The organism is Flavobacterium aquidurense (assembly GCF_001404985.1).
Taxonomy (GTDB): Bacteria; Bacteroidota; Bacteroidia; order Flavobacteriales; family Flavobacteriaceae; genus Flavobacterium; species Flavobacterium aquidurense_B.
Genome location: NZ_JRLF01000012.1, coordinates 186,720 through 212,474, shown reverse-complemented (window position 1 = coordinate 212,474; position 25,755 = coordinate 186,720). Strand labels below are relative to the sequence as shown.

27 protein-coding genes are annotated in these 25,755 nt (G+C 32.1%); 17 read left to right on the top strand and 10 right to left on the bottom strand.

The annotated features are described in order from the left end of the window. The first annotated feature begins 86 nt into the window (after window positions 1-86). The 5 genes from RC62_RS12750 (at window position 87) to RC62_RS12730 (ending at window position 6,525) form a co-directional block, all read left to right on the top strand. Complete coding sequence (locus RC62_RS12750; RefSeq protein WP_055095712.1) at window positions 87-1,778, top strand: M1 family metallopeptidase; 1,692 nt, start codon at window positions 87-89, stop codon at window positions 1,776-1,778. Window positions 1,779-1,903: 125 nt separating this feature from the next. Continuing rightward, window positions 1,904-2,533 carry a TetR/AcrR family transcriptional regulator gene (locus RC62_RS12745; protein ID WP_055095710.1) on the top strand — a complete coding sequence of 210 codons (630 nt, stop codon included), beginning with the start codon at window positions 1,904-1,906 and terminating at the stop codon, window positions 2,531-2,533. Beyond that, complete coding sequence (locus RC62_RS12740; protein ID WP_055095707.1) at window positions 2,523-3,842, top strand: TolC family protein; 1,320 nt, start codon at window positions 2,523-2,525, stop codon at window positions 3,840-3,842. The genes RC62_RS12745 and RC62_RS12740 overlap by 11 nt, the downstream gene beginning before the upstream one ends. 12 nt (window positions 3,843-3,854) lie before the next feature. Next, complete coding sequence (locus RC62_RS12735; RefSeq protein WP_055095702.1) at window positions 3,855-4,934, top strand: HlyD family secretion protein; 1,080 nt, start codon at window positions 3,855-3,857, stop codon at window positions 4,932-4,934. 4 nt (window positions 4,935-4,938) lie between these two features. Then, window positions 4,939-6,525 carry a DHA2 family efflux MFS transporter permease subunit gene (locus tag RC62_RS12730; RefSeq protein ID WP_055095700.1) on the top strand — a complete coding sequence of 529 codons (1,587 nt, stop codon included), beginning with the start codon at window positions 4,939-4,941 and terminating at the stop codon, window positions 6,523-6,525. Window positions 6,526-7,391: 866 nt separating this feature from the next. Here RC62_RS12730 and yaaA read toward each other — a convergent pair. Next, entirely contained in the window at window positions 7,392-8,150 is a 759-nt protein-coding gene (gene yaaA / locus RC62_RS12720) for a peroxide stress protein YaaA (RefSeq protein ID WP_055095696.1), read from the bottom strand. A 339-nt stretch (window positions 8,151-8,489) separates the two neighbouring features. On the opposite strand from yaaA, the gene RC62_RS12715 reads away from it, so the two are divergent. The 3 genes from RC62_RS12715 to RC62_RS12705 are packed head-to-tail and all read left to right on the top strand — an operon-like array spanning window position 8,490 to window position 11,314. Continuing rightward, the gene (locus RC62_RS12715) at window positions 8,490-9,920 is read left to right on the top strand and encodes a CCA tRNA nucleotidyltransferase (RefSeq protein WP_055095694.1); all 1,431 of its coding nucleotides are present in this window, start codon (window positions 8,490-8,492) and stop codon (window positions 9,918-9,920) included. Beyond that, complete coding sequence (locus tag RC62_RS12710) at window positions 9,921-10,292, top strand: hypothetical protein (protein ID WP_055095692.1); 372 nt, start codon at window positions 9,921-9,923, stop codon at window positions 10,290-10,292. After that, entirely contained in the window at window positions 10,289-11,314 is a 1,026-nt protein-coding gene (locus tag RC62_RS12705) for a COX15/CtaA family protein (RefSeq protein WP_055095690.1), read from the top strand. Before RC62_RS12710 ends, RC62_RS12705 begins: the two co-directional genes overlap by 4 nt. A gap of 71 nt (window positions 11,315-11,385) precedes the next feature. Here RC62_RS12705 and RC62_RS12700 read toward each other — a convergent pair whose 3' ends face one another. The 8 genes from RC62_RS12700 to RC62_RS12665 form a co-directional block, all read right to left on the bottom strand. Beyond that, the gene (locus tag RC62_RS12700) at window positions 11,386-12,153 is read right to left on the bottom strand and encodes a LytR/AlgR family response regulator transcription factor (RefSeq protein WP_055095689.1); all 768 of its coding nucleotides are present in this window, start codon (window positions 12,151-12,153) and stop codon (window positions 11,386-11,388) included. 37 nt (window positions 12,154-12,190) lie between these two features. Beyond that, window positions 12,191-12,577 (bottom strand): 2TM domain-containing protein, encoded by a 387-nt coding sequence (locus RC62_RS12695; protein ID WP_055095687.1) that lies wholly within the window; start codon window positions 12,575-12,577, stop codon window positions 12,191-12,193. Between the two features lie 16 nt (window positions 12,578-12,593). After that, window positions 12,594-12,899, bottom strand: a complete 306-nt coding sequence (locus RC62_RS12690) for a 2TM domain-containing protein (RefSeq protein WP_245176823.1) — start codon at window positions 12,897-12,899, stop codon at window positions 12,594-12,596. Between the two features lie 2 nt (window positions 12,900-12,901). Beyond that, entirely contained in the window at window positions 12,902-13,249 is a 348-nt protein-coding gene (locus RC62_RS12685; RefSeq protein WP_055095683.1) for a 2TM domain-containing protein, read from the bottom strand. 2 nt (window positions 13,250-13,251) lie between these two features. Beyond that, window positions 13,252-14,610, bottom strand: a complete 1,359-nt coding sequence (locus tag RC62_RS12680; RefSeq protein WP_055095681.1) for a histidine kinase — start codon at window positions 14,608-14,610, stop codon at window positions 13,252-13,254. Between the two features lie 22 nt (window positions 14,611-14,632). After that, window positions 14,633-15,256: a hypothetical protein gene (locus RC62_RS12675; RefSeq protein ID WP_055095679.1), complete on the bottom strand. Its 624-nt coding sequence runs from the start codon at window positions 15,254-15,256 to the stop codon at window positions 14,633-14,635. A gap of 50 nt (window positions 15,257-15,306) precedes the next feature. Next, entirely contained in the window at window positions 15,307-15,714 is a 408-nt protein-coding gene (locus tag RC62_RS12670; RefSeq protein ID WP_082421290.1) for a DUF2141 domain-containing protein, read from the bottom strand. 332 nt (window positions 15,715-16,046) lie between these two features. Then, a complete protein-coding gene (locus RC62_RS12665) occupies window positions 16,047-18,206 on the bottom strand; it encodes a TonB-dependent receptor (RefSeq protein ID WP_055095677.1) in 2,160 nt (719 codons plus the stop codon). A 138-nt stretch (window positions 18,207-18,344) separates the two neighbouring features. Between RC62_RS12665 and RC62_RS12660 the strand changes: the two genes are divergently transcribed. The 9 genes from RC62_RS12660 to RC62_RS12620 all read left to right on the top strand — a co-directional run bounded on the left by RC62_RS12660 (window position 18,345) and on the right by RC62_RS12620 (window position 25,012). After that, window positions 18,345-18,803 (top strand): DinB family protein, encoded by a 459-nt coding sequence (locus RC62_RS12660; RefSeq protein WP_055095676.1) that lies wholly within the window; start codon window positions 18,345-18,347, stop codon window positions 18,801-18,803. A gap of 19 nt (window positions 18,804-18,822) precedes the next feature. Next, entirely contained in the window at window positions 18,823-19,398 is a 576-nt protein-coding gene (locus RC62_RS12655) for a sugar O-acetyltransferase (RefSeq protein WP_055095674.1), read from the top strand. After that, window positions 19,398-19,787: a VOC family protein gene (locus RC62_RS12650; protein WP_055095672.1), complete on the top strand. Its 390-nt coding sequence runs from the start codon at window positions 19,398-19,400 to the stop codon at window positions 19,785-19,787. Before RC62_RS12655 ends, RC62_RS12650 begins: the two co-directional genes overlap by 1 nt. Before the next feature lie 387 nt (window positions 19,788-20,174). Then, window positions 20,175-21,455, top strand: coding sequence for a chloride channel protein (locus RC62_RS12645; protein ID WP_055095670.1), 1,281 nt, complete (start codon window positions 20,175-20,177; stop codon window positions 21,453-21,455). 86 nt (window positions 21,456-21,541) lie between these two features. Beyond that, window positions 21,542-22,141, top strand: coding sequence for an HPP family protein (locus RC62_RS12640; protein ID WP_055095668.1), 600 nt, complete (start codon window positions 21,542-21,544; stop codon window positions 22,139-22,141). 224 nt (window positions 22,142-22,365) lie between these two features. Beyond that, window positions 22,366-22,905, top strand: coding sequence for an IS1096 element passenger TnpR family protein (locus RC62_RS12635; protein WP_055095666.1), 540 nt, complete (start codon window positions 22,366-22,368; stop codon window positions 22,903-22,905). Between the two features lie 92 nt (window positions 22,906-22,997). After that, window positions 22,998-23,357: a four helix bundle protein gene (locus RC62_RS12630; protein ID WP_055095664.1), complete on the top strand. Its 360-nt coding sequence runs from the start codon at window positions 22,998-23,000 to the stop codon at window positions 23,355-23,357. 155 nt (window positions 23,358-23,512) lie between these two features. Next, complete coding sequence (locus tag RC62_RS12625; protein WP_055095663.1) at window positions 23,513-24,571, top strand: nucleoid-associated protein; 1,059 nt, start codon at window positions 23,513-23,515, stop codon at window positions 24,569-24,571. Window positions 24,572-24,727: 156 nt separating this feature from the next. Next, window positions 24,728-25,012, top strand: a complete 285-nt coding sequence (locus RC62_RS12620; protein WP_157472505.1) for a hypothetical protein — start codon at window positions 24,728-24,730, stop codon at window positions 25,010-25,012. A 155-nt stretch (window positions 25,013-25,167) separates the two neighbouring features. Here RC62_RS12620 and RC62_RS12615 read toward each other — a convergent pair whose 3' ends face one another. Continuing rightward, the gene (locus tag RC62_RS12615) at window positions 25,168-25,749 is read right to left on the bottom strand and encodes a TetR/AcrR family transcriptional regulator (protein ID WP_055095658.1); all 582 of its coding nucleotides are present in this window, start codon (window positions 25,747-25,749) and stop codon (window positions 25,168-25,170) included. Window positions 25,750-25,755 lie beyond the last annotated feature (6 nt).

Here is a 25,755-nt window from a genome sequence, read left to right as displayed (position 1 = left end):
AAGTTCAAAAATCAACAGATTTATGAGCGAAATCAGATAAATAAAATGTAATTTACACGGATTTTATAATTCTTAAAAATCCGTGTATGCTGATATATTTGATAATTAATAAAAAAACATCTTTTCTTTTTATTCTGAATTTGTTGCTTTGCTCGCTTCAGGCACAGGAAAATACATCTCTTAGAATCCCAACTAAGCACGATACACTTAATGGCTCTATTACTCCGGAAAGAATTTGGTGGGATATTCAACATTATGACTTAAGTATTAATCCTGATTACATCAATAAAACGATCACAGGAAAAAATGTAATTGAGTATAATATTACAAGCAAGAAGCATTCTCATTTAATGCAGATTGATTTACTAAGTCCGCTTAAAATAGACAGCGTATTTCAAAAAGGTAAAAAAGTCGATTATACACAAAATCAGAATATCTGGTACTTGAAAATTCCACAAAATCAAGCTTCTAAAAAAAATAAAATTACCATTTATTATTCGGGCAAACCCACAGAATCTATTAAACCACCGTGGGATGGCGGATTAGTTTGGGCAAAAGATTCATTAAATCGTCCATGGATTTCAGTTGCATGCCAATATAAAGGAGCCAGTTTGTGGTATCCCTGCAAAAACACGATGTATGACGAACCTGACAAAGGAGCTACAATTTCTATTACGGTTCCGGATAATTTAAGTGCAATAGCAAACGGACGTTTAAAAAATAAAACCAAAAACAGTAATAATACATCTACTTATAAATGGGAAGTTAAAAACCCAATAAGTCATTATGCGATTTCATTTTATGTAGGTAATTATGTAAATATCAGCAAGGTTTATAAAGGTAAAAAAGGAAATTTATCCATGAATTACCACTTTCTTGATTACAACAAACAAAAAGCTGAAAATCATATGATTCCTGAGGTAAACACAACCATGAAATCTCTGGAACATTGGTTTGGTCCCTACCCTTTTTATGAAGACGGTTTTAAAATGGTTGATGCGCCTTATATTGGCATGGAACATCAAAGTGCGATTGCATATGGCAGTTCCTACAAAAGAGGAACCAATAAAAAAGGAGGAGATATTTCTAATACGGGCTGGGGCAAAAAAACAGATAAAATTATCGTTCATGAAATGGCCCATGAATGGTTTGGTAATAGTATTACCGCTATAGATATCGCTGACAGATGGATTCAGGAAGGCTTTTCAGGTCTGGCAGAAGAACTCATTATTGCAGACATATCAGGTAAACAGGCCGGAAATGAATTTATGGCTGGCAGATTTAGAACTATAGCAAACGACAAACCTATTATTGCGCGATACGGCATAAATGAAGATGGAAGTCAGGATAATTATGTAAAAGGATGGGCAATTTTACATATGATTAAAACGATTGTAAATAATGATTCGAAATTTCTCGAAATATTACAAGGCTTAAATCGCACTTTCTATCATAAAGTGGTTACAACAAATGAGATAGAAAATTATATAAGCGCATCATCAGGAATTGATTTTAAATATCTTTTTGATCAATATCTTAGAACGAACAATGTTCCGGTTTTTGAATATAAAGTACATAATGGTGAATTGATATATCGCTATGCAAATTGCAACGAAAATTTTGCTATGCCTATTAAAACAAACTTGACAAAAGATGTTTGGATTTATCCAAATACAAGTTGGAAAACAACGAAAGCAGAGTTACAAAATAATATAAATCCTTTACAAGTAGATATTAATTTTTACATAAAAGTCAAAGAAATCAATGGATCTGAGTAGTTTTAAAGGCAAAAAACAGTTTCAAATTACTACATGGTTTTCTGTTAAAATTATGTTAAAATAAAATTAAACAACTGTTTAAATTAAACGCTTGTTTAATTTTGTACCCGATTAGAAACAATACCATGTCAAACTTCGAATTTAACGATAAAAAAATTCAGATTCTTGAGGTTGCTGAAAAGCTATTTTCTGAAAAAGGATTTGAAGGTACATCGATACGGGATATCTCCAAACATGCAAAAATAAATATTGCAATGGTTTCGTATTATTTTGGTTCTAAAGAAAGATTGCTAGAGGCTTTAATTATCTACAAAACATCAGATTTAAAACTACAACTGGAAAATTTATTACAGGAAAATCTCGAACCTATTGAAAAAGTCAATAAATTAATCGAAATTTACATTAACAGAATTAGCTGTAACAAAGGAATTTTCAGGGTTTTACATTTTGAACTGAACTCAAAAAACAGAGAAAAAAGCATGGCAGCTTTTACAGAATTAAAAAAAGGAAATTTAAAATCTGTTGAAAGTATTATTACACAAGGTCAGTCAAAAGGTGTTTTCAGGAAAGATGTTATCATTCCGCTTATTACTCCTACTATCATTGGAACCTTTTTTCACTTTCATATGAATAAACCTTTCTTCGAAGAATTATTGAATCTAAAAACAGACGCATTGTACAATGATTATATTAAAACCAGTCTTACAAAGCACATTCAACAAACTATAAAAGCGCTACTTGTTTATGAAAATTAGTCAATTAATGCTCTTTGGGATTTTCTTTATCGGAATTTCATCAATAGAAGCACAAGAAAAAACAAGTTTAACCTTGGACGAAGCCGTTAAATTGGCCTGGGAAAAAAGTAACGAAGTTACGCTTGCCAGCACTAAGGTAAACACAAAAAAGTACGAATTACAATCGGTAAAAAACAATCAATATCCTGATATTAAAGTTTCAGGACAATATCAACGCCTTACAAAAGCATCGATTGATATGCCTAATCAGGGAGAAAATGCATCTTTGGCATCTCCTGACAGAGCAATGATTGGAATGGCTAATTTAAGTCTGCCTCTTTTTGCCGGATTTAAAATTCAAAATAGCATTAGTGCATATGATAACTTATATGAAGCTGAAAATGCAAATGCTTCTAAAACAAGAGAAGATGTAGCTTTAAGAGTTATTACATATTATACTGCTTTATACAAAGCTCAAAAAACTTTGGATGTTTTAAATGAAAATCAAAAAAGCGCCAAACAGCGTGTTACTGATTTTACAGAATTAGAGAAAAACGGAATCATCCCAAGAAATGATTTATTAAAGTCACAATTATTAGTTTCAAAAACACAATTATCTATTGATGAAGCTACTAATAACCTTAATAACATCAACTTTTATCTAACTACTTTACTTAAGCTGGATCCAAGTACAAAACTTCAGGTTAATGAAGATGATTTCTTTAATTTAAAAACTAGTAATGCTCCAACATCTGATGCTTTAGCATTACAAAACAGAAAAGATTTAGAAGCGATTCGTTTTCAACAAAAAGCTTCTGAAGCAAATATTAAAGTCGCAAAGGCTGCATACTATCCTACATTAGCATTACTTGGAGGTTATACTGCTTTAGACCTTAAAGATATTATTACTGTAAAATATGCCATGAACTTTGGTTTGGGCTTAACGTATGATATCTCTGGAATTTACAAAAATAGTGCTCATGTAAGAGAAGCTGAAAGCAGAGCATTAGAAGTTAAGAATACAGAAGCTGTAATGACAGATCGCATTAAAGTTGAGGTTCAAAAATCTATTGAAGATTATGACCTTGCTATTAATCAAAGTGTTGTTTATGACGAAGCGCTTCAACAGGCATCTGAAAATTACAGACTTGTAAAAGATAAGTTCGACAATGGTTTAGCGGACACCAATGATTTGGTTGAGGCTGATGTTGAGCAATTAAGCGCTAAAATCAATACTGCTGTATCTAAAGCAACTATAATTCAAAAATATTACGAATTACTTTCAGTATCAGGACAATTATCACAATCATTCAATCTTTCTAAAATATAATCGATAGCTCTCATGGAAAAGAAAAAAACAAATACTAAATTCATCATCATACTAACCGTATTGATTTTAGTGGGCGGAACTTACGGAATAACAAAATACATGCACTCATTGGCTCATGAAGAAACAGATGATGCCCAAATCGAGAAAAAAATGAATCCAATTATTCCTAGAGTATCTGGATATATTAGCAAAGTGTATGTAAAAGATAATGACTTTGTAAAAAAAGGAGATACATTATTTACTATCGATAAAAGAGATTACCAATTAAAGATTGATGAAGCTAATGCTGCATTATTAGGTGCTGAAGGTCAATATGAAGCTGCAAAAGCCGACATTGGAAGTGCAAATGCAAACATCTCAGTTTCTGATGCTCAAATGAGATCTGCAAGTGGTTCTATCGAAAGTGCTAAAATTAGATTGAGACAAATTACAAACGATTATAACCGTTACAGCAATTTGTATAAAACGCATACAATTACAAAACAACAATATGAGCAGGCATTATCTGCAAAAGATGAAGCTGAAAATCAAGTACGTGTTTTAGAGCAACAACAAAGAGCAAGTTCTTACCAAAAATCAGTGATCCAGTCTAAATCTAAAGTTTCAGACAAACAAACTGAAGTTGCTGCTGCAAATATCAAAAGAGCAAAAACGATGTTGGATGTTGCACATTTAAACTTAACATATACTGTTGTAACTGCAGCAATTGATGGTCAGGTTTCTAAAGTAGATATTCAGCCTGGACAATTGGTTCAGCCAGGACAATCATTATTTTATATTATCAATAACAACGAAGCTTGGGTTGTTGCAAACTTTAAAGAAACACAATTGAACAAAATGGTTGTGGGACAAAAAGTAAGCTTAAAAGTTGATGCTTATCCTAAATATGAATTCAAAGGTACATTAACTTCATTTTCTCCTGCTACAGGATCACGTTTTTCATTATTACCTCCTGATAACGCGACTGGTAACTTCGTAAAAACAATTCAGAGATTACCTGTAAAAATTAGTTTAGATGAATCAAACGATCCTGAAAAAGTAAAATTACTAAGACCAGGGATGAATGTTGACGTAGACGTACATTTAAAATAAAATAATGACAGCAGTACAAGGAGACGACGATTTAGTAGAATACGGTTATAGACGTGTGATCATTACGATTACTGCAGTACTTTGTGCACTGCTGGAAATTGTAGATACCACGATTGTAAACGTAGCACTAACAGACATGCGAGGTAGCCTTGGTGCTACTTTGACTGATGTGGCTTGGGTAATTACAGCATACGCAATTGCGAATGTAATTGTAATTCCGATGACGAGTTGGCTTTCGCAGCAATTTGGGAGACGTAACTATTTTGTGGCTTCTATCATAATATTTACAGTCTGCTCCTTTTTGTGTGGTAACGCCAGTAATATTTGGGAACTGGTCGCCTTTAGATTTGTTCAGGGTATGGGTGGTGGTGCCCTGCTTGTAACAGCTCAAACGATTATTACCGAAAGTTATCCTGTGGCAAAACGTGGTATGGCGCAAGCTATTTACGGAATGGGTGTAATTGTTGGTCCAACTTTAGGCCCGCCTTTAGGAGGATATTTAGTAGATAATTACTCTTGGCCTTATATATTTTATATCAATATTCCGTTAGGAATTATTGCTACAATTCTGGCACTTACTTTTGTAAGAAGTCCTAAATATGGAGAAAAATTAAAAGCAAATCAGGTTGACTGGTGGGGAATTATATTATTAGCCGCATTTATTGGATCGTTACAATTCGTTTTGGAACACGGACAACAAGATGATTGGTTTAATGATTCGCTTATTGTAACCTTAAGTGTAGTTACAGTTCTTGGATTAATTTTATTTGTATGGAGAGAGCTTACTTATAAACATCCAATTGTAAACTTAAGTGTTTTAAAAGATGGTAACTTAAGAATTGGAACCGTAATGTGTTTTATTCTTGGTTTTGGTTTATACGGATCAACTTTGATTATCCCAATTTACACGCAGTCAATTTTAGGATGGACAGCCACTGATGCCGGATTATTATTGATTCCGGGATCGATTACAACAGCGATCATGATGCCATTTGTAGGTAATATGATTCAAAAAGGGGTTCCGCAAGGATATATGGTTGGAATAGGATTTTTAATTTTCTTCTTCTTTACCTTTATGATGAGAAACCGTCTTACGCCTGATACCGGAGTTGAACATATGTATTGGCCTTTGATTTTAAGAGGAATTGGATTAGGATTACTTTTTGTACCAATTACAACACTTTCGCTTTCTACATTAAAAGGAAAACATATTGGTGAAGGAGCTGCTTTTACCGGAATGATGAGACAATTAGGAGGATCATTTGGTATTGCAATCATTACCACTTTTATCACTCGTTTAAGCCAGGAACACAGAGTTAATTTATTAACGAATTTAGATCCTGCCAATTATCAGGTTCAACAACGCATTATAGGAATGCAAAGAGCTTTTGAAGCGAAAGGCTATAGTGCTGATGTTGCCCTTAAAAAAGCCTATCAGGCAATAGATTACGCAGTCTTGAAACAAAGTACAGTGATGTCATACATGGATATATTTATGTATCTGGGAATCATGTTCTTATTCTGTATACCAATTATTCTTTTCATTAAAAAAGGAAAAAACAAAATTAATCCTGCTGATGCAATGCATTAATAATAATTGATTTATAATACGAAAAAGCCGGGCTATTTAATTAGTCCGGCTTTTTTATTTTTTATTTGATTCAGGAGTAATATTTTATAGTTGATTCAATTATATCTAGATCAGATTCTTTGTAACCTAAAACTTCAGCAAAATTCTTCAAAGAAATTTTTCCTTTTTGGTAATAATTAACTAATTCTTTTTTTGCGGAAGCCATTTCATTATTTTTATCTTGTTGAAAGTGAACTTCTACATTTTTCCCTGAAATTAATTTTATTTTGAAAAGATTTCCAATTCCATTTGATAACGTTCCATTATAATTTCCTTTTCCACCATAATTATGGTCACCCTTAAAATCAAAATTTAGAATTTCTATAGATTTGATTTCATCTAAAAAAAAATATCCTTTTTTACAACAATATAATTTTCATGAAGCTCTAAAAAGGAATCTAATTTTCCTTTTAATGGTTCATAAGTATGCCAACTAAAAAATATGACGAAAAAAATTCCTATCAACCATATTGAAAGCAAAATAAACCCTAAAATTTTTTCAGGAATTAAAAAATAACTAAAAACATATTTTTGTAAAATAAATAACAAAAATCCAACGATTAAGGAAGAGTATAAAATCACATTGTTTGTTACAACAAACTTCTTACTTTCTGTAAAAACCCTATATCTAACCATTTATAATTTTAGTATTTGAATTTTTACTCCTTAAAAAGAAGGGATTAAAATGCCTCCCTAAAATATTCTTGAATTTGAAGAGATTAAAATCTCTCCCTACAATATGGCCCGAATCTCCGATTCTCTAATAAGAAACTTAGTACCTCAGAGCCTTTGCAACTTTGAACCTTTGAGCCTTTTTCAAAAAAAACCTATCTTGTAAAAACCAAATGATTCGCTTCAGAAAGATTGGCATCAAAATGATATCCTTCATAATTGAAACCTTTTAAATCATCAATAGTTTCGGCATTCGTATCAATAATATAACGAACCATCATTCCTCTTGCCTTTTTAGCAAAGAAGCTGATTATTTTTAATTTTCCGTCTTTATAATCTTTGAAGTCCGGAGTGATAACAGGAACTTTTAAAGCCTTTACATCTACTGCCGAAAAATATTCATTACTAGCCAAATTCACAAACAATTCTCCTTTTTCAAGTTCTTTATTTAGAGCTTTAGTAACAGTTGGTTTCCAGAATTCGTGCAGATTTTTGTATTCACCAATTGGCAGTTTTGTTCCCATTTCTAAACGATACGCCTGCATTAGATCTAATGGTTTTAAAACACCATAAAGACCGGATAAAATTCTAAGTTTGTTTTGTAAAACTTCTACCTTTTCCAGCGGAATTGTATACGCATCTAATCCTGTATAAACATCTCCGTCAAAAGTATAAATTGCCGGACGTGCATTTTCAGGAGAAAAAGGCGTTTTCCAATCCTGATTTCTTTTCCAGTTTAGATCTGATAATTTATCCGAAATCGACATTAATTCAGATAATTCAGCCGGTTTTTTTTCTTTTAAAACTTTATGAACCTGACGTGCTTCTTTTAAAAAAGCTGGTTCTGTATATTGAGGAGTTGGTAATTCTTTTTCGAAATTTAATGACTTCGCTGGCGATATAACAATTTTCATGTGTACGTTTTTATAGAATTCAAAAATACAAATTGAATTTCTAAAAAAATGTTATTGCAATTGATTTGTTTGATAGTAGTATACATCTTTTTTCGTTTTATTTTCGCCACAAATTCCACTAATTTTCACAAATTTCTTTTTTCTACATTCAATCTAATTCGCGAAAATTAGTGCAATTCGTGGCTACCATTTTTATTTTGATAAAATTCTTCACCTCAAACTGTGAATTTCTATAAAAAAGTGCCCTTTACATTATAATAGGCATTTTCTATGTTGTAAATTTGCGGACGTTTCATTCTCTTCAAGAAAAGAAATGTAATTTTTTAAATTAGTGAATTCGTGGCTATACAAACAAACTATAAAACAGCATTAGAACATAAAATCTTCGGAATAATTTCGAAAGCTTCTCAGGAACTCAACGTAGACAGTTATGTGATTGGTGGTTTTGTCAGGGATTTGCTTTTAAACCGGGGCTCAAAAAAAGACATTGATGTTGTTGCTGTTGGTAGCGGTATCGAACTGGCTTTGAAAGTTTCTGAATTACTTCCAAAAAAACCAAAAGTACAAGTTTTTAAAACGTACGGAACGGCAATGTTACGTTTTGAAGATACAGACATTGAATTTGTTGGCGCCAGAAAAGAGTCTTATAATTTTGACAGCAGAAATCCTATTGTTGAAAACGGAACTCTAGAAGACGATCAAAATCGTCGTGATTTTACCATCAATGCTTTGGCATTATCACTAAACGAAAAAACATTCGGAGATCTTTCTGATCCTTTTAATGGTTTGGCAGATTTAGAAAACAAAACAATTAAAACACCTTTAAATCCAGATATTACTTATTCTGATGATCCTTTGAGAATGTTACGTGCAATTCGTTTTGCAACGCAATTGAATTTCGAAATCGAGAAAAACTCTCTTGACGCGATTACTAAAAATGCAGATCGTATTAAAATTATCTCTGGCGAAAGAATTGTTGATGAATTAAATAAAATATTGTCTACAGATAAACCTTCGATTGGTTTTTTACTTTTATATCAAACCGGACTTTTAGATATTATTTTACCTGAATTAACAGCTTTAAATCAGGTGGAAGAAATTGAAGGTCATACACATAAAAACAATTTTTATCACACTTTAGAAGTTGTTGATAATATTTGCCCAAATACAGATGATGTTTGGTTGCGTTGGTCAGCTTTGCTGCATGATATTGGAAAAGCACCAACAAAACGTTTCACTAAAAAACAAGGATGGACGTTTCACGGACACGAATTTTTAGGCGGTAAAATGGCTAAAAAAATATTCGAACGTTTGCATATGCCATTAAACCACAAAATGAAATTTGTGCAAAAAATGGTTATTATGAGTTCCCGCCCAATTGTTCTGGCGCAGGATATTGTGACTGACAGCGCAGTTCGTCGTCTGGTTTTTGATGCCGGTGAAGATGTAGAGGACTTAATGACATTATGTGAAGCTGATATTACTACCAAGAATCCGTCGAAATTCAAGAAATATCATAAGAACTTTGAAATTGTTCGCAAGAAAATTGTCGAAGTAGAAGAACGAGATCATGTGCGTAATTTTCAACCGCCAATTTCTGGCGAAGAAATTATGGAAATGTTCGATTTAAAACCTTCGCGGGAAATTGGAGTTTTGAAAGAAGCGGTGAAAGAAGCTATTTTAGAAGGTGACATCCCGAATGAATATCAGGCTGCATATGATTTTATTATTAATAGAGCTGCAAAATTAAATTTAACGCCTAAAAAGTAAATGGATCTATTAGGGGCTGTTTTTTCTATTATTTTAATATTAATAGTCTTAGTAACTAATATTATTTTTATTAGAAAAATTAATAGAACGAACGATAGTCACTATAAATATAAAATCTTCTTTTTTTTAATGAGTATTGCTTCGATATCTGCTATAATGATTATAGGTGCAATATTTCAAAATGTAGTTTTAATTGATTATTTTAAAATAACAATGAATATTAAAAGCTATCAATATAGAATAATAATTATGACAGTGATCTTAATTATCAATATTATAGCAAACTTTACTTTATTAAAACTTTATTTAAAAAGAAGAGAAAGAAAAAGCAAAAACAAGATTAACGAGATTGAATTAATTGGAAAAGAATGAAAAAAAAGAATAAATCAGTAATCATTTGGTTACTATCAGGTTGTGTTTTATTATTTTTAATGGTTGTTGTTGGCGGAATTACGCGTTTGACCAATTCAGGTTTATCAATGACGGATTGGCATTTAGTAACAGATACTTTTCCACCATTGACTGAAGCAAAATGGAATGAAGCTTTTGAGCAATACAAGAAATTTCCTGAGTATCAAAAAATCAACATTCACAATGATTTTCAATTAGCCGATTATAAATTTATTTACTTCTGGGAATGGTTTCACCGTTTTATTGGTCGTATCATCGGACTTGTTTTCTTTGTTCCTTTTGTTTATTTCCTAATTAGGAAAAAACTGGATAAAGCTACCATCAAAAAATGTATTGTTCTTCTGGCAATGGGAGGTTTTCAAGGTTTTCTTGGATGGTTTATGGTTCGTAGCGGATTAATTGATAATCCGGATGTTAGTCATTTCAGACTTTCTTTGCATCTTACTTTTGCCTTTATCACTTTTGCATATACTTTATGGGTAGCCTTGGATTTAATTTATCCGGAAAGAACTATTACTAAAGTGATTCCGCTTCGAAATATCGCACGATTTGCACTTGTTGCACTTTTAATTCAGATTATTTATGGTGGTTTTGTAGCAGGTTTAAATGCCGGATTAATTCACAATCATTGGCCTTTAATGAGTGACGGGCAATTTATACACGATTCTGTTTTTATAGAACAATCAACTTTGGTCAAAAATTTAATCGAGGGTAAAAGCGGTGTTCAGTTTGTACACAGAACTTTTGCATATGTTGTCGTTGCTTTTATTTTGTTCTTGTATTATAAAAGCACAAAATTTTCGCTTTCCAGAACACAAGCAAACGGAATTAAAACTTTAGTCGTTTTCGTATTTATTCAATTTGCGCTAGGCGTTTTTACACTTTTATATAGTGTTCCGTTAGCTTTAGGATTAATTCACCAGATTATGGCCTTCTTCCTTTTGAGTGCCATGACTTTTACTTTGCACAGATTGAGTAAGTAAATAACTTTAAACAAAAAAATCCTTCAGCTGAAGGATTTTTTTGTTTTTTATAATGCGATTTAGAGATACTTTTATCCCAGCCAGGCTTTAAAATCCTGTACTTTTTCCCGGCTTACAATTACCTCATCTTCTTTGTAAGTAGGCAAAATCACTTTTAAGCGAGAATTTGTGTAAACCTGAATTTCTTTAATTGCTATAAGCGGAACTATAAATTTACGGCTAACACGAAAAAAATCTTTCATATCCAGTTCCTGCTCCAGAACTTCTAAAGTGGAATCAATTAAATAGTTCCTATTATCGAAAGTATGAATATAAGTTCCTTTGTTTTCACTATAAAAACATTCGATTTCATCAGCAGTAATTACTTTTAAATGCTGACCGATTTTAACGGTAAATCTCTTTTTATAATTCTTCTCGAAAGGATTTGACAACATTTGGCGTATTTGCTCAAAATCAAGCTGCAGATTTTGATTTCCGGAATCTGTTTTAGGAATTCGGGATTTAAATTTCGTAACGGCAATTTCTAAATCATCTTCGTCAATTGGTTTTAAAAGATAATCGATACTATTTAGTTTGAATGCTTTTAAAGCATATTCATCATAAGCAGTGGTAAAAATAATGGCACTTTGAATGTTTATTTTTTCGAAAATTTCAAACGACAAACCGTCTGATAACTGAATATCGAGAAAAATCAAATCAGGATGTTCATTATTGGTAAACCAATGAATTGATTCTTCTACAGAGTGCAGCATGGTTTCTACAGCAATATCTAACTTTTCGAGTTTACGCTGTAATAATCTCGCTGCCGGTTTTTCGTCTTCTATAATTAATGTGGTCATTTAATACAATGCAAAAATTGAAAAATTCAGTCTAAAATTACTCCCATTTATTTTTATTCTGAGCATCTTTATCCATATATTTTTGAATTTTCTTTTGCTCCCAATCATTACTAAAAAAAATATTTGGCCCAAAAACTGTAAATGCATGAATCAGCAACCCAATTCCCCAATAAAATGCTGTCGAATAAATTTCCCAATCTCTAAATCCTCTTACTTCAAAATTATTTCCGGCATAAAAATGACTTCCCAGATAATCTCTATTCAAGCTTGAAACAATTATAATAATATTTACCAAAATGTAAATTTTCAAATGCGAATAAAATCCTTTAATCTTCTTAACTTTTCTGTACGCAACATTATAACTTTCATCTGTACTAAATTCGTGTCTGTAATCTTCATACATACGTTGTCTAAATCGTCCCATTTTATCTTGAATTAAATTATTGCCATTTATTTTTATTCTGTCTTTCTTTTTCCATCAATTCCTGGATTTTTCTTTCTTCCCATCCTTTACCAAGAACCGGAAATACTTCAAAAACCTTTAATCCATGAAAAACAACTCCAAATCCCCACCATATTAAAGGCCAGTAAAACCACAAATGATTGGGTGATGTATACAAATTGATAAAAATTAAAATTGCATTTACGAATAAAAACGAAGTCAAATTCCCATAAAATCCTTTAATATTCTCAACTTTCTTTTTTGCGATATAATATTTATCCTCGTCGTTTAAATTTACTTCCATGATTACTCCCATTTTTGTTTTTTTTCTTTTTTATCTAAAATACTTTTCATTTTGCGTTCCTCCCATTCTTCTCCAAAAATTTTATAAGAGGCAAACAAATCAATAGCCGAAGCTAAAAACACACTGGTCCAGATTACCATTACAACATTATTTAAATATTTTATCGGAAAGAAATTTAAGGGTATCCCGTAATATTCTTTTAATCCATAATATTCCTTTAAGGCATAAATAATTAATCCGATAGTATAAATAAAGGCATGAATATAAAAGGATCTAAGTTTAATGACCTTTTTGCTGAAAAATTCCTCGAATTCAAATTTCTCATAATCTTTATTACAATTTGTTTCCATGATTATTTCCAGCTTTGTTTGTTATTTTCTTTTTGTAAAATCTCTCTGATTTTTCGTTCCTCCCAATCTGAGCTGTAACCAAAAACTTTAAAAGCATGCATTACTACTCCAAATCCCCAACCTAAAGCCGAAAACCAAAACCATTGAAATCCGGGAGAAAATCTTAGATTTATAAATATCAAAAACGGAATCACACAACAATATGATATTATATTAGCATAAAATCCTTTTAATTCTTCTACTCTTTTTTTAGCTCTGAAATAAGCTTTATTTTCATCGCTGTATTCTGCACTTGTTTCCATAACTGTAACTTGTTTGGTTAAAATTGGAATTTTGACTGTGAAATTTTTCTCATTTTGTTCAATCAATACTTTTCTGTTGGTTACAATTCCGTATCGATTAACAATATTCTGCAAACCAACTCCTTGCCTGTCCTGTAAAACTTCTTTCTTTTGAAAATCATTTTGAATCGCCAGATAATCTCCATCAATAAAAATCCTGATATGCAATGGTTTTTGCTCGCTTACTACATTATGTTTTACTGTATTCTCTAATAAAAGCTGCAGCGATAAAGGAACCACTTTTGCATCCGGGTTTATGTTTGTTGTTGGCAATTCGTAAAACAAACTATTCTCGAAACGCATTTTCAGCAAATTCATGTAGGTTTTTGCAAATGATAATTCATCTTCTACTGAAACCAGCTCTTTATCTTTTTGCTCTAAAACGTAGCGGTAAATCTTGGATAAAGAAGTTGTAAATCGCTGTGCATTATCCGGATTTTCTTCGATTAAAGAACTTAAAACATTTAAACTATTAAAAAGAAAATGCGGATCGATCTGATTTTTTAAACTTTCAAATTTAGCATTTGCCGTTCCTGCAATAATCTTTTGTTGTGTTATTTCAAATTTTGATGCCTGTTTCCATTTTACCATAAAGCTTCTGGCTTGCAGGAAAGTTGAAACTCCCAAGGATAAGATGATGTAAAAAAGATGCACCCAAATCATTCTTTCGTTAAAAAACTTTTCTACAGGTAAATGTTGAATTATAACAAAAATGATATAATTGATACCTAAAACAGCTGGAACAGTATATAAAACGGTAACTAAAATTCCGTAATAAACTCTCAGATTTGTTTGTTCCAGCCAATCCCATTTTTTATCTAAAAGAACATTTAGAAATCCATTTCCAAAACCAAGTCCAAATGAATACAAACAGCTTAAAAAGAACGTGATTGCTATATTTCTTACATTTAAATCAGCTCCTAAAAAAGCAGAAAATATTACTGTAAAGACCATAGAAATCCTGAAACAAATTATTGTTCCACTTTTTAAGCTAGAAAATGAGTTTCTATGATCTTTCATTATAATCCGTTTTTATTTAATTTTATTTTTTACAATTTTTCTGAACTTCTAAAGCTCTGTCTAATCCCCATTTTGGAGAAAAAGGAGTTTCAGGTTTAAAAGTAGCAAAAAGTTCAACAGCTTTATCAACTTGTGCACAAAGTGGTTTTGTATCAACTCCGGACCATTTTGCACCACCTATTTGATAATCAGCTTCACCAAAAACGATTCTTGGATTATTAGGATCTATTGCTTTTCCTTTAGCATAAGCTTCCATCACTTTGGCAGAATATTTCATTCCGTTTGTCATTGGATCTGCAACTACCCAAGCAGTATAAATCAATGCCTGCATTGCATATAATTCAGCATTATTTTGATCTTTTATCAATTCTACATCCAATGCATCTTGTGCTTTTGTCAATAACAAATCAATTTTCGTTTTATCTTTTTCTTTAAATGCAGATGTAGTGTTGACTAAAGCTACATAGTAATTGGGTAAATAACTTGTTTTTTCTGCTGCAGCGATTCTTTCGAATAATGCCGAAGCTTCTGTATTTTTTCCTTCTTTCCAAAGCCCGAAAGCTTTTCCCATTCCTTGTTCAAACTGTGTCTGTGCAGAACTTACTACGACTACAAATAATGCTGCTAAAGTGATGATTTTTTTCATTTTTATAAATAATTAAAATGGTTGTTTTTAAGTTGTTTTGTTCGTTATTATTATAATATTATTTCAATTTTTGAATCTTTCGCAATGTCAAATTTAGCATCTTTATATGAAGGCGGTCCCATAAATCCTTTTGCATTATTTGAAGCGGCATAATCTTCAGATGGAATTCCCATCATATTCTTATCTAGTTTTCCGTTATTATTTTCATCGTGATATGTCGAAATTGCATATTCTCCTGCAGGAAGATTATCGAATGTTACAACTACTTTGTTGTTTTTAATTTCAGACCCAAGACTTTTGTACGTCGTTTTAAGAAACGTACCGTCTGAGTTATATAAACCCACCTTAACTGTTCCCGTATTATTTTTTAAACCTGAAATAGAAACGGTTAGTTTTACATTTTGAGCAGATATCAAACTGCAGATAAATAATGTGATTATTGTAATAATTTTGGTCATGATTTCTTTTTTAAAGTTAATAAGATGCTAAGGTTCTGAGATTCTAAGTTTTGTTGATGATTAAAACTCTTCTTTTTAAGTTGTTAAGGTTTTAAGGAGATAAGCTTCTTTTTTTGTTTTTGTCTTAGAGGCTTAGCAACTTAGTCGCTTATTATTTTATACTTCAAAAGTATGCTGGTTTTTATTGTTTTAAAATTAAATGATACTGAGTTGTTGATTTTTGCTACTGAATTGTTTTTTTAGGAACAAAGGTTCAAAGGTTACTCTTAAATCTTAAATTTTGAGCTTACAAATCTTTGTACCTCTGGATCTTTGCCACTTTGTACCTCCTTTTACAAATTCTTCAATTGATTCTCATTCTTATTATCACTGATCGTCCAGAAGAAACCTATAAAAAAGAATCTGTCTGCGTTTGGTACAACCGCTTGTCTTTGGTACACTCCATTTGGATCCGGTAATTTTGCGTAATCGTAACCAAAAACATTTTGAGTTCCCAATACATTCGAAACAGAGAAATACAGGATTTTTTGGGTAGTTAATAAATATGCCCAGTTAAAACTCAAACTGTTGTATGATTTTGTTTTTCCGTTCATGAATTGAGTTTGGTTTGGATCATTATAAGGTCTTCCTGAACTATAACTGTTGGTAAAACCTATTTGCGATTTCCAATCGGTGATGAAATATTTGGTAACAATTGATAACGTATGATTGGCTACGAAACTTGGAGTCGCCATGTTTGGAAAATTCTTGTATTGTCTTTCAGAATCAATGTACGAATAAGATATCCAATATTCCAGGTTTTTGTATAAATTGCTGTCTCTCCAAAACAAATCCAATCCTTTTGCATAACCCGATCCGTTATTATTAAAAACAGAATTATACTGAATATCTCTGGTATCATATTGAACTAAATTGCTGTAATCTTTATAATAAGCTTCTGCCCTAAAAGTCTGACCTGGTTTGGTAAACTGATAATTCAGGATATAATGTTTTGCTTTTTCACTTTCGAACTGATGGTATTTAGAATATTTGATATAATCAACCACCGGAGTTTGAGAAAAATCTCCATAAGCAAAAGAAAACTGACTGCTTTTAGAAACTTTGTAAGCAATTGAAGCCCTTGGAGCGATATTAGTTTCGTCCAGCAAATTGTTGTTCGAAAGTCGGAAACCTACTTTGGCTGCGAGCTTTTTAGAGAATAAGATATCTCCTTCTGTATAAAAAGCAGCAATATTTGAGTCATAACCGTTTGCCGTTTTTATAGCAACATTATCATTAAAATTTTCATTGTATTTGGTAATAAAATAGTCGGCTCCAAAAGACAATTTAAAATAGTTAGAGATATTTTTTCTTAATTTCAATTTTAACTGTGCTGCATTTTCATTGCTGTCAACATCATTTATATCATATTTTACTTTGTTATTGCTGTAGCCGTAACTAATTCCGGAGGTAAGCTGCCATCCTGTTCCAAAATCTCCTTTATACGAAGCATTTAAATAAAAATTATTATTATTTAAATCTGTTCTGATTGGATTTGTAAAATTTACATTCTTCTGATTCAGATCGAATTTTTCAGCATCAAAAGCAGCATAGAATTTAAAGATCCCTCTTTCAAAATGATATCTGTAAACTGCTTCTCCTCCCAAAGACTGATACGGATTATTCCAGTCTACATTTTGAGGAATTGCAGCCTGATAAGGAGCAAGATTAATATAATTGGTGTTGATACTAAACGAACTTTTTTTCCATTTTTTCGTATTTCCAATTCCTAAACCCACCGTCATTAAAGCAATATCAGTTTTATTTTGATCCGGTTCATCTTGTGTATTTAATAATAAAACACTTGATAGAGCTTCGCCATATTCAGCTGAATAACCACCGGTAGAAAAAGCGATTCCGCTAAACAAAAAAGGGGAAAATCGGCTTCTGGTTGGTAAATTATTAGTGGTCGCGCCATAAGGCTGTGCTACACGAAGTCCATCTACAAATGTTTGTGTTTCGCTGGCTTCACCTCCACGAACAAATAAACGTCCGTCTTCGCCAACAGTTTGTGTACCCGGTAAAGTTTGCAAAGCAGCAATTATATTCCCGGCAGAACCTGCTGTTGTTACAATATCTAAAGGTTTTAAAACAGATACTCTGGCTTTGTCTCCGGATTCTAAAGTTCCGGCGGTAATTACAACGGCATCAAGCGCATTTACATTTTCTCTGAGTTTTACAATTTGATCCTTGTAATTTGTAACATCAATTTCTTTTTTGAAAGTTTCATAAAGTAAAAAACTAACCACTAAAGTCTGATTTCCTGTCGAGGTGGTTTCAAAAGAAAAATCCCCGGTTTCAGAACTCGTTGCCCCGTCATAAGTTCCGTCTATATAAATATTTGCACCCGGAACCGGTTTGCCTTTTTGATCTGTTACTTTTCCCGAAACAGTATTCTGGGCATAAATGAAAGAAGCAAGTAATAATAAAATTAAAGTAAATTTGGTTTTCATATCATTGGTTTTGATGAGACAAATATATTTTAACAGTTTTAGTTAAAAAATATTAAATAACCCAATTGTAGAATTTCAGGGATGAGTTGTAAAATACTTATTTGTATCTTAGCTTTTAAGTTTTAAAAACGAACTATTATGTCAGAAAGTAAAAGAGTTTCGAATTTATATCAATCCATTTATAATGGAAATCCGTGGCTGGAGGTTACTTTGGCACATACTTTAGAAAATGTAACTGCTGAACAGGCTTACAGAAAAATAAACCCAAAATTAAATACCATTTGGGAAATCGTAAATCATCTTATCCAATGGAGAAGAAATATCCTAAGGCGTGTTCAGGGAGAAACAGTGATTACGCCGGATCATAATTATTTCGTGCCTATTCTGGATTCATCTGAAGCAGCCTGGGAACAGTCGTTACAAAGTCTTGGGAAATCACAGGAATTATGGGATGCTTTCTTTGAAGATTTTGATGATCATGATTTCGAAAAAATATATCCGCATAATAATCATACTTATTACGAGCACATACACGGAATTATACAGCATGATGTTTATCATTTAGGACAAATTGTTATTTTGAAAAAACTACTTTAAATAAAAAACAATTACCTTCATGAATACTGAAAAAGAAAAAATGATTTCGGGAGAATATTACATTGCAGGTGATCCTGTTTTAGTGAAAGAGCGTCGAAAAGCAAAAAATTTATTGCATCGCCTAAACGTGACCGAATATCGTTTAACAAAAAAAGCGAAAGAAATTTTAGCCGAATTAATCCCAAATGTTGGAAAGAGTTTTTATATAGAGCCTCCATTTCATTGTGATTATGGTTACAATATTTTTTGTGGAGACAACGTTTATTTTAATGTCAATTGTGTTGTTTTAGATTGCGCTCCCGTAAATATTGGATCGAATGTTTTTTTCGCTCCCAATGTTCAAATTTACACTGCAACTCATCCACTTGACGCCGAATTAAGAAAAACACTCGAAAATGCTTTACCAATTTCTATTGGTGACGATTGCTGGATTGGCGGAAACTCTGTTATCTGTCCAGGTGTTACTATCGGTAATGGATGTGTTATTGGCGCAGGATCTGTTGTAACAAAAAATATTCCGGACAATTCATTAGCCGTTGGGAATCCGGCAAAAGTAATTCGAAAATTAAATCAGGAACCTGAAAAAAACATCTAATGCTTACCTTAAATAAAGTTCATCATATTGCCATTTTATGCTCTGATTATCAAAAATCCAAAACTTTTTATACTGAAATTTTAGGATTAACTATTATTAGAGAAATCTACCGCGAAGAACGTCAATCTTACAAACTTGACCTGGCGTTGAACGGTACTTATATTGTCGAGTTATTTTCGTTTCCAAATCCGCCACAACGTCCTTCAAGACCCGAAGCTGTTGGTTTGCGACATTTGGCTTTTGAAGTTATTAACCTCGAAGAAACAATTGCATTTTTAAACACTAAAAACATCGAATCAGAACCCATCAGAATTGATGAAATAACCGAAAAACGATTTACTTTTATCGCTGATCCTGATTTGTTGCCTATTGAGTTTTATGAAAGATAGGAACTAAGGCTCAGATTTGCAAAGATTTAAAGAGACAAAGGTTTTCTTTAAAACTAATAATTAAATCTTCAGTTTGCCATTTAGAAGAAGGAGAAATCTTTGTAAGGAGCTCCACAAAGATTGACGATTTTGATTGTGTAGTTACTTATGTAGATTTCTCCTTCGTCGAAATGGCATAATTAAGGAGAAAAAATGGCGACTTTGCGTTTTTATCAGAATATTTACTCGGTTAAGTTCAAGTTAATTCAACAAATCCAACTTGAGAGAATTTTCCTTAATTAGTAACTTTAACACAATATACTGAGTGTTTTTCATTAAAAAACGAATATGATTCTTTAATTTTGTGAAATCGCAAATATAATCCTGCGATCTACAAATCAACATCTGATGAACAAAACGGCGAAAATCAAAAAAAATCATCAATTCATTGTCCTTCAAAAATTAATTATTGTTTCTGTTTTAATTGGCTTTCTTTCTGCCTTTTTAGGAATTTCACTAAAAAAAATAACAGAGTATTACGAAGAAATCTTCTTGCATGAAGTATCTGTAAATCCGATATTTTATGTCATTTTTCCGGTTTTCGGATTATCTGTAATTTATTTTCTAAGGCAATATTTATTTAAGAAAAAAGAAAACAAAGGAATCAAAGAAGTTTTTGAAAGCACAAAGTCAACTTCAAAAAATTTACCTTCATACAAAATTCCATCACACTTTATAAACGGATTACTAACCGTTGTTTTTGGCGGTTCAACCGGAATCGAAGTTTCTACAGTAGTTGCAACTGCCACAATTGGATCTGTTGCACAACAAAAAGAAAATGTATTTCGCAAATACAAAACAGAGCTTATTTGTGCCGGAGTTGCGGCCGGAGTTACAGCTTTATTCAGCAGTCCGATTGCAGGAATCTTATTTGCCCTCGAAGTTATCTCCAGAAAAGTAACCCGCGCTTTTATTATCTCAAACATAATTGCCGTTTCAGTCGCTTTTGGATTACTTACTATATTAAAGGAAGAACCTTTATTTGCTGTTTCTATTACAACCTGGCATTTAAAAGCTATTCCGTATTTTATTCTATTAGGAATTTTAGCCGGATTAAATTCTGTTTACCTAACCCGATGTGTATTATTCTTTAAATCTCAATTTGGTAAAATCGATACACATTACTATAAAATCTTAATTGGTTCAGTAGTTTTAAGTGTTTCATTATTTATTTTTCCACAATTATATGGCGAAGGATATCATGCTATAAAAGGCATTTTCAGCAATTCAGCCGAAATTCCGTTAACACTAACTTTAGCTTTTACTTTTGTGGGCGTTTTACTTTTAAAACCTATTGTAACTTCTATAACACTTGCTTCTGGAGGTGACGGAGGAGTTTTTGCTCCAAGTCTTTTTATTGGTGCTTTTTTAGGTTTATTACTGGCATCCGTTTTAAATACCTTTTTTCAGGTTCATGTACTTCCGGTTAATTTTATGATTATTGGTATGGCAGCTGTATTAAGCGCCAGTATTCATGCCCCATTTACAGCAATTTTCTTAGTATGCGGATTAACAAATGACTATACTTTATTTTTACCGATTTTAGTAGTTTGCCTAATTTCAAAATATACAGCAAAAACGATTTATCCTTATACTGTTTATAGTTACGCTCCAAGCTTGACGAAATAATTTTTTTTTGCCTCGAATTCACGAATCTTCATTTACAAACTAGGAAAATTCGCGGCTTATAATACCACAAAAAATATTAAGCATCTATGCCAACTCCAAAAATAAAAAGAGGGTATCGTAAAACACGCTATATACTTTACAAAGAAACTTTAATAGATTACAAAGAACATTTCTGGTCATTTATAGGATCGTTTGTCGGCATCGGAATTCTCTCTTATCTTGAATCTATCCGTTTTTCAGGTAGTGATATTGTTTTTCTAATTGGTTCTTTTGGAGCATCGAGCGTGTTGGTTTATGGAATTATCCAAAGTCCGTTCTCGCAACCCCGAAATTTAATTGGCGGTCATGTAATTTCGGCCGTTATTGGGGTTACTATAAATAAATTGGTACCGGACATTATTTGGCTTTCAGCACCTTTAGCAGTTTCTCTTTCGATTATATTTATGCAAATTACCAAAACACTTCATCCTCCTGGAGGTGCGACGGCGCTTATTGCAGTTACGGGCTCTGCACAAATAAAAGATTTAGGTTATATGTATGTACTTTCGCCGGTCTTAGACGGCGTACTGATTCTGTTTATAACAGCATTAATCTTCAACAATATGACTTCTACAAGAAGGTATCCAAATCATAGTACCTATCATAAACGTTATCACAAGATCAGGAAAAGATTGGTAGGGAGGTGATTTTTCAGGAGCTAATCCCGCTATCCGTTGCAATCTTTTGTAACTCCCGAAGCCTCGGGACCGCCACAAAAGGATTTTCACTTCTGTCGGGGCTAGGACACTCGTTTTCAAAACAATATTTCCGGATAGTTTGTCATTCCGAAAATCTTTTCAACAAATCGTAATTCACAATTCGGATTTCGTTTTTTATATTTTACCTTTGACTTTTCAAAAAAACAAAGATTATGGTTTATAAATTTAGAGTAATTCTAGACGCCGAAGAAGATATTTTTAGAGACATTGCAATTCTTGAAGATGATACTCTGGAGGATTTACACAATGCGATCTTCAACGCTTTTGGTTTTGACGGAATGGAAGTAGCTTCGTTTTATACCTGCGATGAAACTTGGAATCAGGAAGACGAAATTGCTCTTTTTGATACTGGCGATGTTCCCGGAGAGCAAAAAACCATGAGTGACTATCAATTATCTGATATCTTAGATAAGGATAATACCAAAATTATCTATGTATATGATTTTATTAATATGTGGACTTTCTTAGTTGAATTAGCCGCTATTGAAGATCAAATTGCAGGAGTTCCTTATCCCGAAACTTTATTCTCTCACGGAGAAATGCCAGATGAAGCTACAGAAAAAAGTTTTGAAGCAGATATGCACGACGATATCTACGGCGAATTTGAAGATGACCTTGACGAAGACGATCTGGATATGTTTGAAGGAGATGACAGCTTTGAAGATTTTGGATTTGAGGAAAATTGGAACTAACGTTAGTTGCTAAGATTCTGAGGTACTAAGATTCTAAGTTTTTTATTTTGAGAGATTTTTCTTATTTTTAAGAATAATTTAAAAATAAAAAAATGAGTCATTTTAAAAAAATCTTAGTTTGGCAGAAGTCAATTTCCTTAGTTACTAAAATTTACAAAGCAACAAGAACGTTTCCCAAAGAAGAAATTTTTGGACTAACTTCACAAATACGCCGAAGTTCAGTTTCTATTCCGAGCAATATTGCCGAAGGATCAGGCAGAGAAAGTAATAAAGATTTTTTGCGGTTTTTATATATTTCTATGGGTTCTATATTTGAAATGCAGACCCAGCTTGAAATTGCAAAAAACATTATTTATATAAAAGAAGAAGAATTTAACAATTTATACGAGGATAGTCGAGAGATCGAAAGAATGTTAGCGTCGTTAATTAGAAAATTAAAAGACACTATTTAAAAAACTTAAAATCTTAGAGACTTAGAATCTCAGTAACTCAAAATATGAGGACAGTCGAGAAGTAGAGAGAATGTTGGTTTCCTTTATTAAAAAATTAAAAGATAGAAACTAAAAACTCAGAAACTTAGCAACTTAGACACTCAGCACCTTTAAATATGATCAACTTATTCAACACCCACATCGAGACGCTTGCGATACACCGCGTAGGAAACAAAAGCAGAAACGAAGCGATTTTTTTATCGGAACAGCCTTTTAACTTAAATGATGAAATTGTGCCTTTGATAAAAGAGTACTTTTTTAAGCCTTTTAGAGAGAAAGAAGAAAACTATTATCAGTTTGCGCACGAAGTCGATTTGGATTACAACGACATGTTTAAATATGCAACGGAGATTTTTGATAATCCGAATAATTTGCAGGAGATTTCTAAAAGAATCACCACGCATTTATTCGAACAATCCAATCATCCGCACATTAAAAACGGAGAAGTTTACGTAACTTATTTAACAAATTTAAGTATTGACAACAATGTTGTAGATGCTATTGGAATTTTTAAAAGTGAGTTACAAGCCGACTTTTTACAGTTTGAAGAAAAAAACAGTAACCTGGAAATGATCTTGCAACAAGGAATTAACCTGAGCAAATTAGATAAAGGCTGTTTGATTTTTAATTATAAAAAAGAAGAAGGATACAAAATTCTAACTGTAGACAGTAACCGTTATGATGCGCGTTACTGGTTAGAGCACTTTTTATCTGTTGATGCTTTTGAAGATGAAAACTTCATCACTAAAAAATACTTGAAATTTTGTCAAAACTTCGCAAAAGATGTTGTTTTACCTGCAGAAGACAAAAAAGAAGAAGTAATGTTTATGAACAGATCTGTGAATTATTTCGCTAAAAATGATCAGTTCGAAGAGCAAAACTTTTTAAATGAAGTATTAGACAATCCGGACTTGATTCCTGAATTCAAAAATTATAAAGTTGATAAAGGAGAAAAATACAGCATCGAAGATGTAACCTCATTCCCTATTGCTAACGCAGCAGTTTCTGACGCCAGAAAATCGATTAAAAACGTTATTAATCTGGATACTCATATTCAGATCAAAATGGATTTTATCAATCCTGAAAGTGCAGAGAAATTTGTTGAAAAAGGCTGGGATGAAGAAAAACAAATGTATTACTACTTAGTTTATTTCAATAAAGAAGAAAAAAGCTAGTAGTTATTCATTTTCTATTACTTACTTAAAACAAAAAACGGCAACTACATTAGTAATTGCCGTTTTTTTTATTGCCCCATATTTCGATCCATAAACTAAGATTAATTTACAGCAATCATAAACATTATTTTAGCAGATTTAAAAAAGAAAAACTGATTGAAAAATTCAGTAGATTTGATAAGATCCATATTTAAGAATAAAAAAATGGCAGCTCTAAAAAACACAGAATCTACATTAGAAAAACGCGCTTTTGAGTGTGCCAAAACATTACTCCACAAATATCCGAATCCACATGTTCCCAAACTTCAAGAAAATTCAAATTTAGAGGATTCCTATACTATCCTAATTACTCTTTTATATACAGAACAGTTGAAAGCAGAAGAGCAATCAGAGATTGCAACTATTATAGATGAGATGAAATTACTTGAAGGAAACAGGTAATTATTTTTAAATGATATTTTAAGCTAAAAAGACATTTTCTAATCCTTTAGAAATAAAAAATCTGATTATTTTCTATTTTCATTCTCTATTAAAAACAAAAAACGTTAATCACGATTGTAATTAACGTTTTTTGTTTTAACAGTTTCCTTAAATCATTACAATATAGAAAACATGGCTTTTATAATATCATCGTAAACTTGTTTGTCTTTTTCACCGGTTCGGGCTAAAACCCTGATCCCGGAATATGTATTAAAAATGAATCGGGCTAAAACTGTCGCACTATTTACCTTTGAAATATGTCCTGCATCCTGACCTTTCTGCACTGCTTTTGTAAAAACATCTTCCATAATCTGGCTGTTATTTTTTACAATTTTAGCAATCTCTTCATCATGCATTGCTAATTCTACAGAAGAATTTACCATAAAACAGCCTTTTGTAATCCGGTCTTCTAAACTTTCTATAACAGCTTGTTTAAAAATCTCCTTTAAAGTCTCTTTAATATTATCTGACTGCTCTAACAAATCAATGATTTGGTTTTGAGCATTTTTTTGATAACGCTGCAAAGATTGTGCAAATAGCTTTTGCTTGTCTCCAAAAGTATCATACAAACTGGAACGACTTAACCCTAAATGTGTTACTAAATCCTGAGCCGATGTTCCGTTATATCCTTTGTGCCAGAAAATTTCGATTGCTTTATCTAAAGCCTGATCTTCGTTAAATTCTTTAGTTCTTGCCATGACTTC

Bases quoted from the DNA above. Each gene is read 5' to 3' on its own strand.
- RC62_RS12685 (WP_055095683.1), bottom strand. From the start codon at position 13,249: ATGGAAACAAATTGTAATAAAGATTATGAGAAATTTGAATTCGAGGAA.
- RC62_RS12645 (WP_055095670.1), top strand. From the start codon at position 20,175: ATGAACAAAACGGCGAAAATCAAAAAAAATCATCAATTCATTGTCCTT.
- yaaA (WP_055095696.1), bottom strand. From the start codon at position 8,150: ATGAAAATTGTTATATCGCCAGCGAAGTCATTAAATTTCGAAAAAGAA.
- RC62_RS12635 (WP_055095666.1), top strand. From the start codon at position 22,366: ATGGTTTATAAATTTAGAGTAATTCTAGACGCCGAAGAAGATATTTTT.
- RC62_RS12700 (WP_055095689.1), bottom strand. From the start codon at position 12,153: ATGACCACATTAATTATAGAAGACGAAAAACCGGCAGCGAGATTATTA.
- RC62_RS12650 (WP_055095672.1), top strand. From the start codon at position 19,398: ATGCTTACCTTAAATAAAGTTCATCATATTGCCATTTTATGCTCTGAT.
- RC62_RS12750 (WP_055095712.1), top strand. From the start codon at position 87: ATGCTGATATATTTGATAATTAATAAAAAAACATCTTTTCTTTTTATT.
- RC62_RS12625 (WP_055095663.1), top strand. From the start codon at position 23,513: ATGATCAACTTATTCAACACCCACATCGAGACGCTTGCGATACACCGC.
- RC62_RS12680 (WP_055095681.1), bottom strand. From the start codon at position 14,610: ATGAAAGATCATAGAAACTCATTTTCTAGCTTAAAAAGTGGAACAATA.
- RC62_RS12735 (WP_055095702.1), top strand. From the start codon at position 3,855: ATGGAAAAGAAAAAAACAAATACTAAATTCATCATCATACTAACCGTA.
- RC62_RS12660 (WP_055095676.1), top strand. From the start codon at position 18,345: ATGTCAGAAAGTAAAAGAGTTTCGAATTTATATCAATCCATTTATAAT.
- RC62_RS12705 (WP_055095690.1), top strand. From the start codon at position 10,289: ATGAAAAAAAAGAATAAATCAGTAATCATTTGGTTACTATCAGGTTGT.
- RC62_RS12630 (WP_055095664.1), top strand. From the start codon at position 22,998: ATGAGTCATTTTAAAAAAATCTTAGTTTGGCAGAAGTCAATTTCCTTA.
- RC62_RS12655 (WP_055095674.1), top strand. From the start codon at position 18,823: ATGAATACTGAAAAAGAAAAAATGATTTCGGGAGAATATTACATTGCA.
- RC62_RS12690 (WP_245176823.1), bottom strand. From the start codon at position 12,899: ATGGAAGTAAATTTAAACGACGAGGATAAATATTATATCGCAAAAAAG.
- RC62_RS12745 (WP_055095710.1), top strand. From the start codon at position 1,904: ATGTCAAACTTCGAATTTAACGATAAAAAAATTCAGATTCTTGAGGTT.
- RC62_RS12675 (WP_055095679.1), bottom strand. From the start codon at position 15,256: ATGAAAAAAATCATCACTTTAGCAGCATTATTTGTAGTCGTAGTAAGT.
- RC62_RS12740 (WP_055095707.1), top strand. From the start codon at position 2,523: ATGAAAATTAGTCAATTAATGCTCTTTGGGATTTTCTTTATCGGAATT.
- RC62_RS12670 (WP_082421290.1), bottom strand. From the start codon at position 15,714: ATGACCAAAATTATTACAATAATCACATTATTTATCTGCAGTTTGATA.
- RC62_RS12710 (WP_055095692.1), top strand. From the start codon at position 9,921: ATGGATCTATTAGGGGCTGTTTTTTCTATTATTTTAATATTAATAGTC.
- RC62_RS12695 (WP_055095687.1), bottom strand. From the start codon at position 12,577: ATGGGACGATTTAGACAACGTATGTATGAAGATTACAGACACGAATTT.
- RC62_RS12730 (WP_055095700.1), top strand. From the start codon at position 4,939: ATGACAGCAGTACAAGGAGACGACGATTTAGTAGAATACGGTTATAGA.
- RC62_RS12615 (WP_055095658.1), bottom strand. From the start codon at position 25,749: ATGGCAAGAACTAAAGAATTTAACGAAGATCAGGCTTTAGATAAAGCA.
- RC62_RS12640 (WP_055095668.1), top strand. From the start codon at position 21,542: ATGCCAACTCCAAAAATAAAAAGAGGGTATCGTAAAACACGCTATATA.
- RC62_RS12665 (WP_055095677.1), bottom strand. From the start codon at position 18,206: ATGAAAACCAAATTTACTTTAATTTTATTATTACTTGCTTCTTTCATT.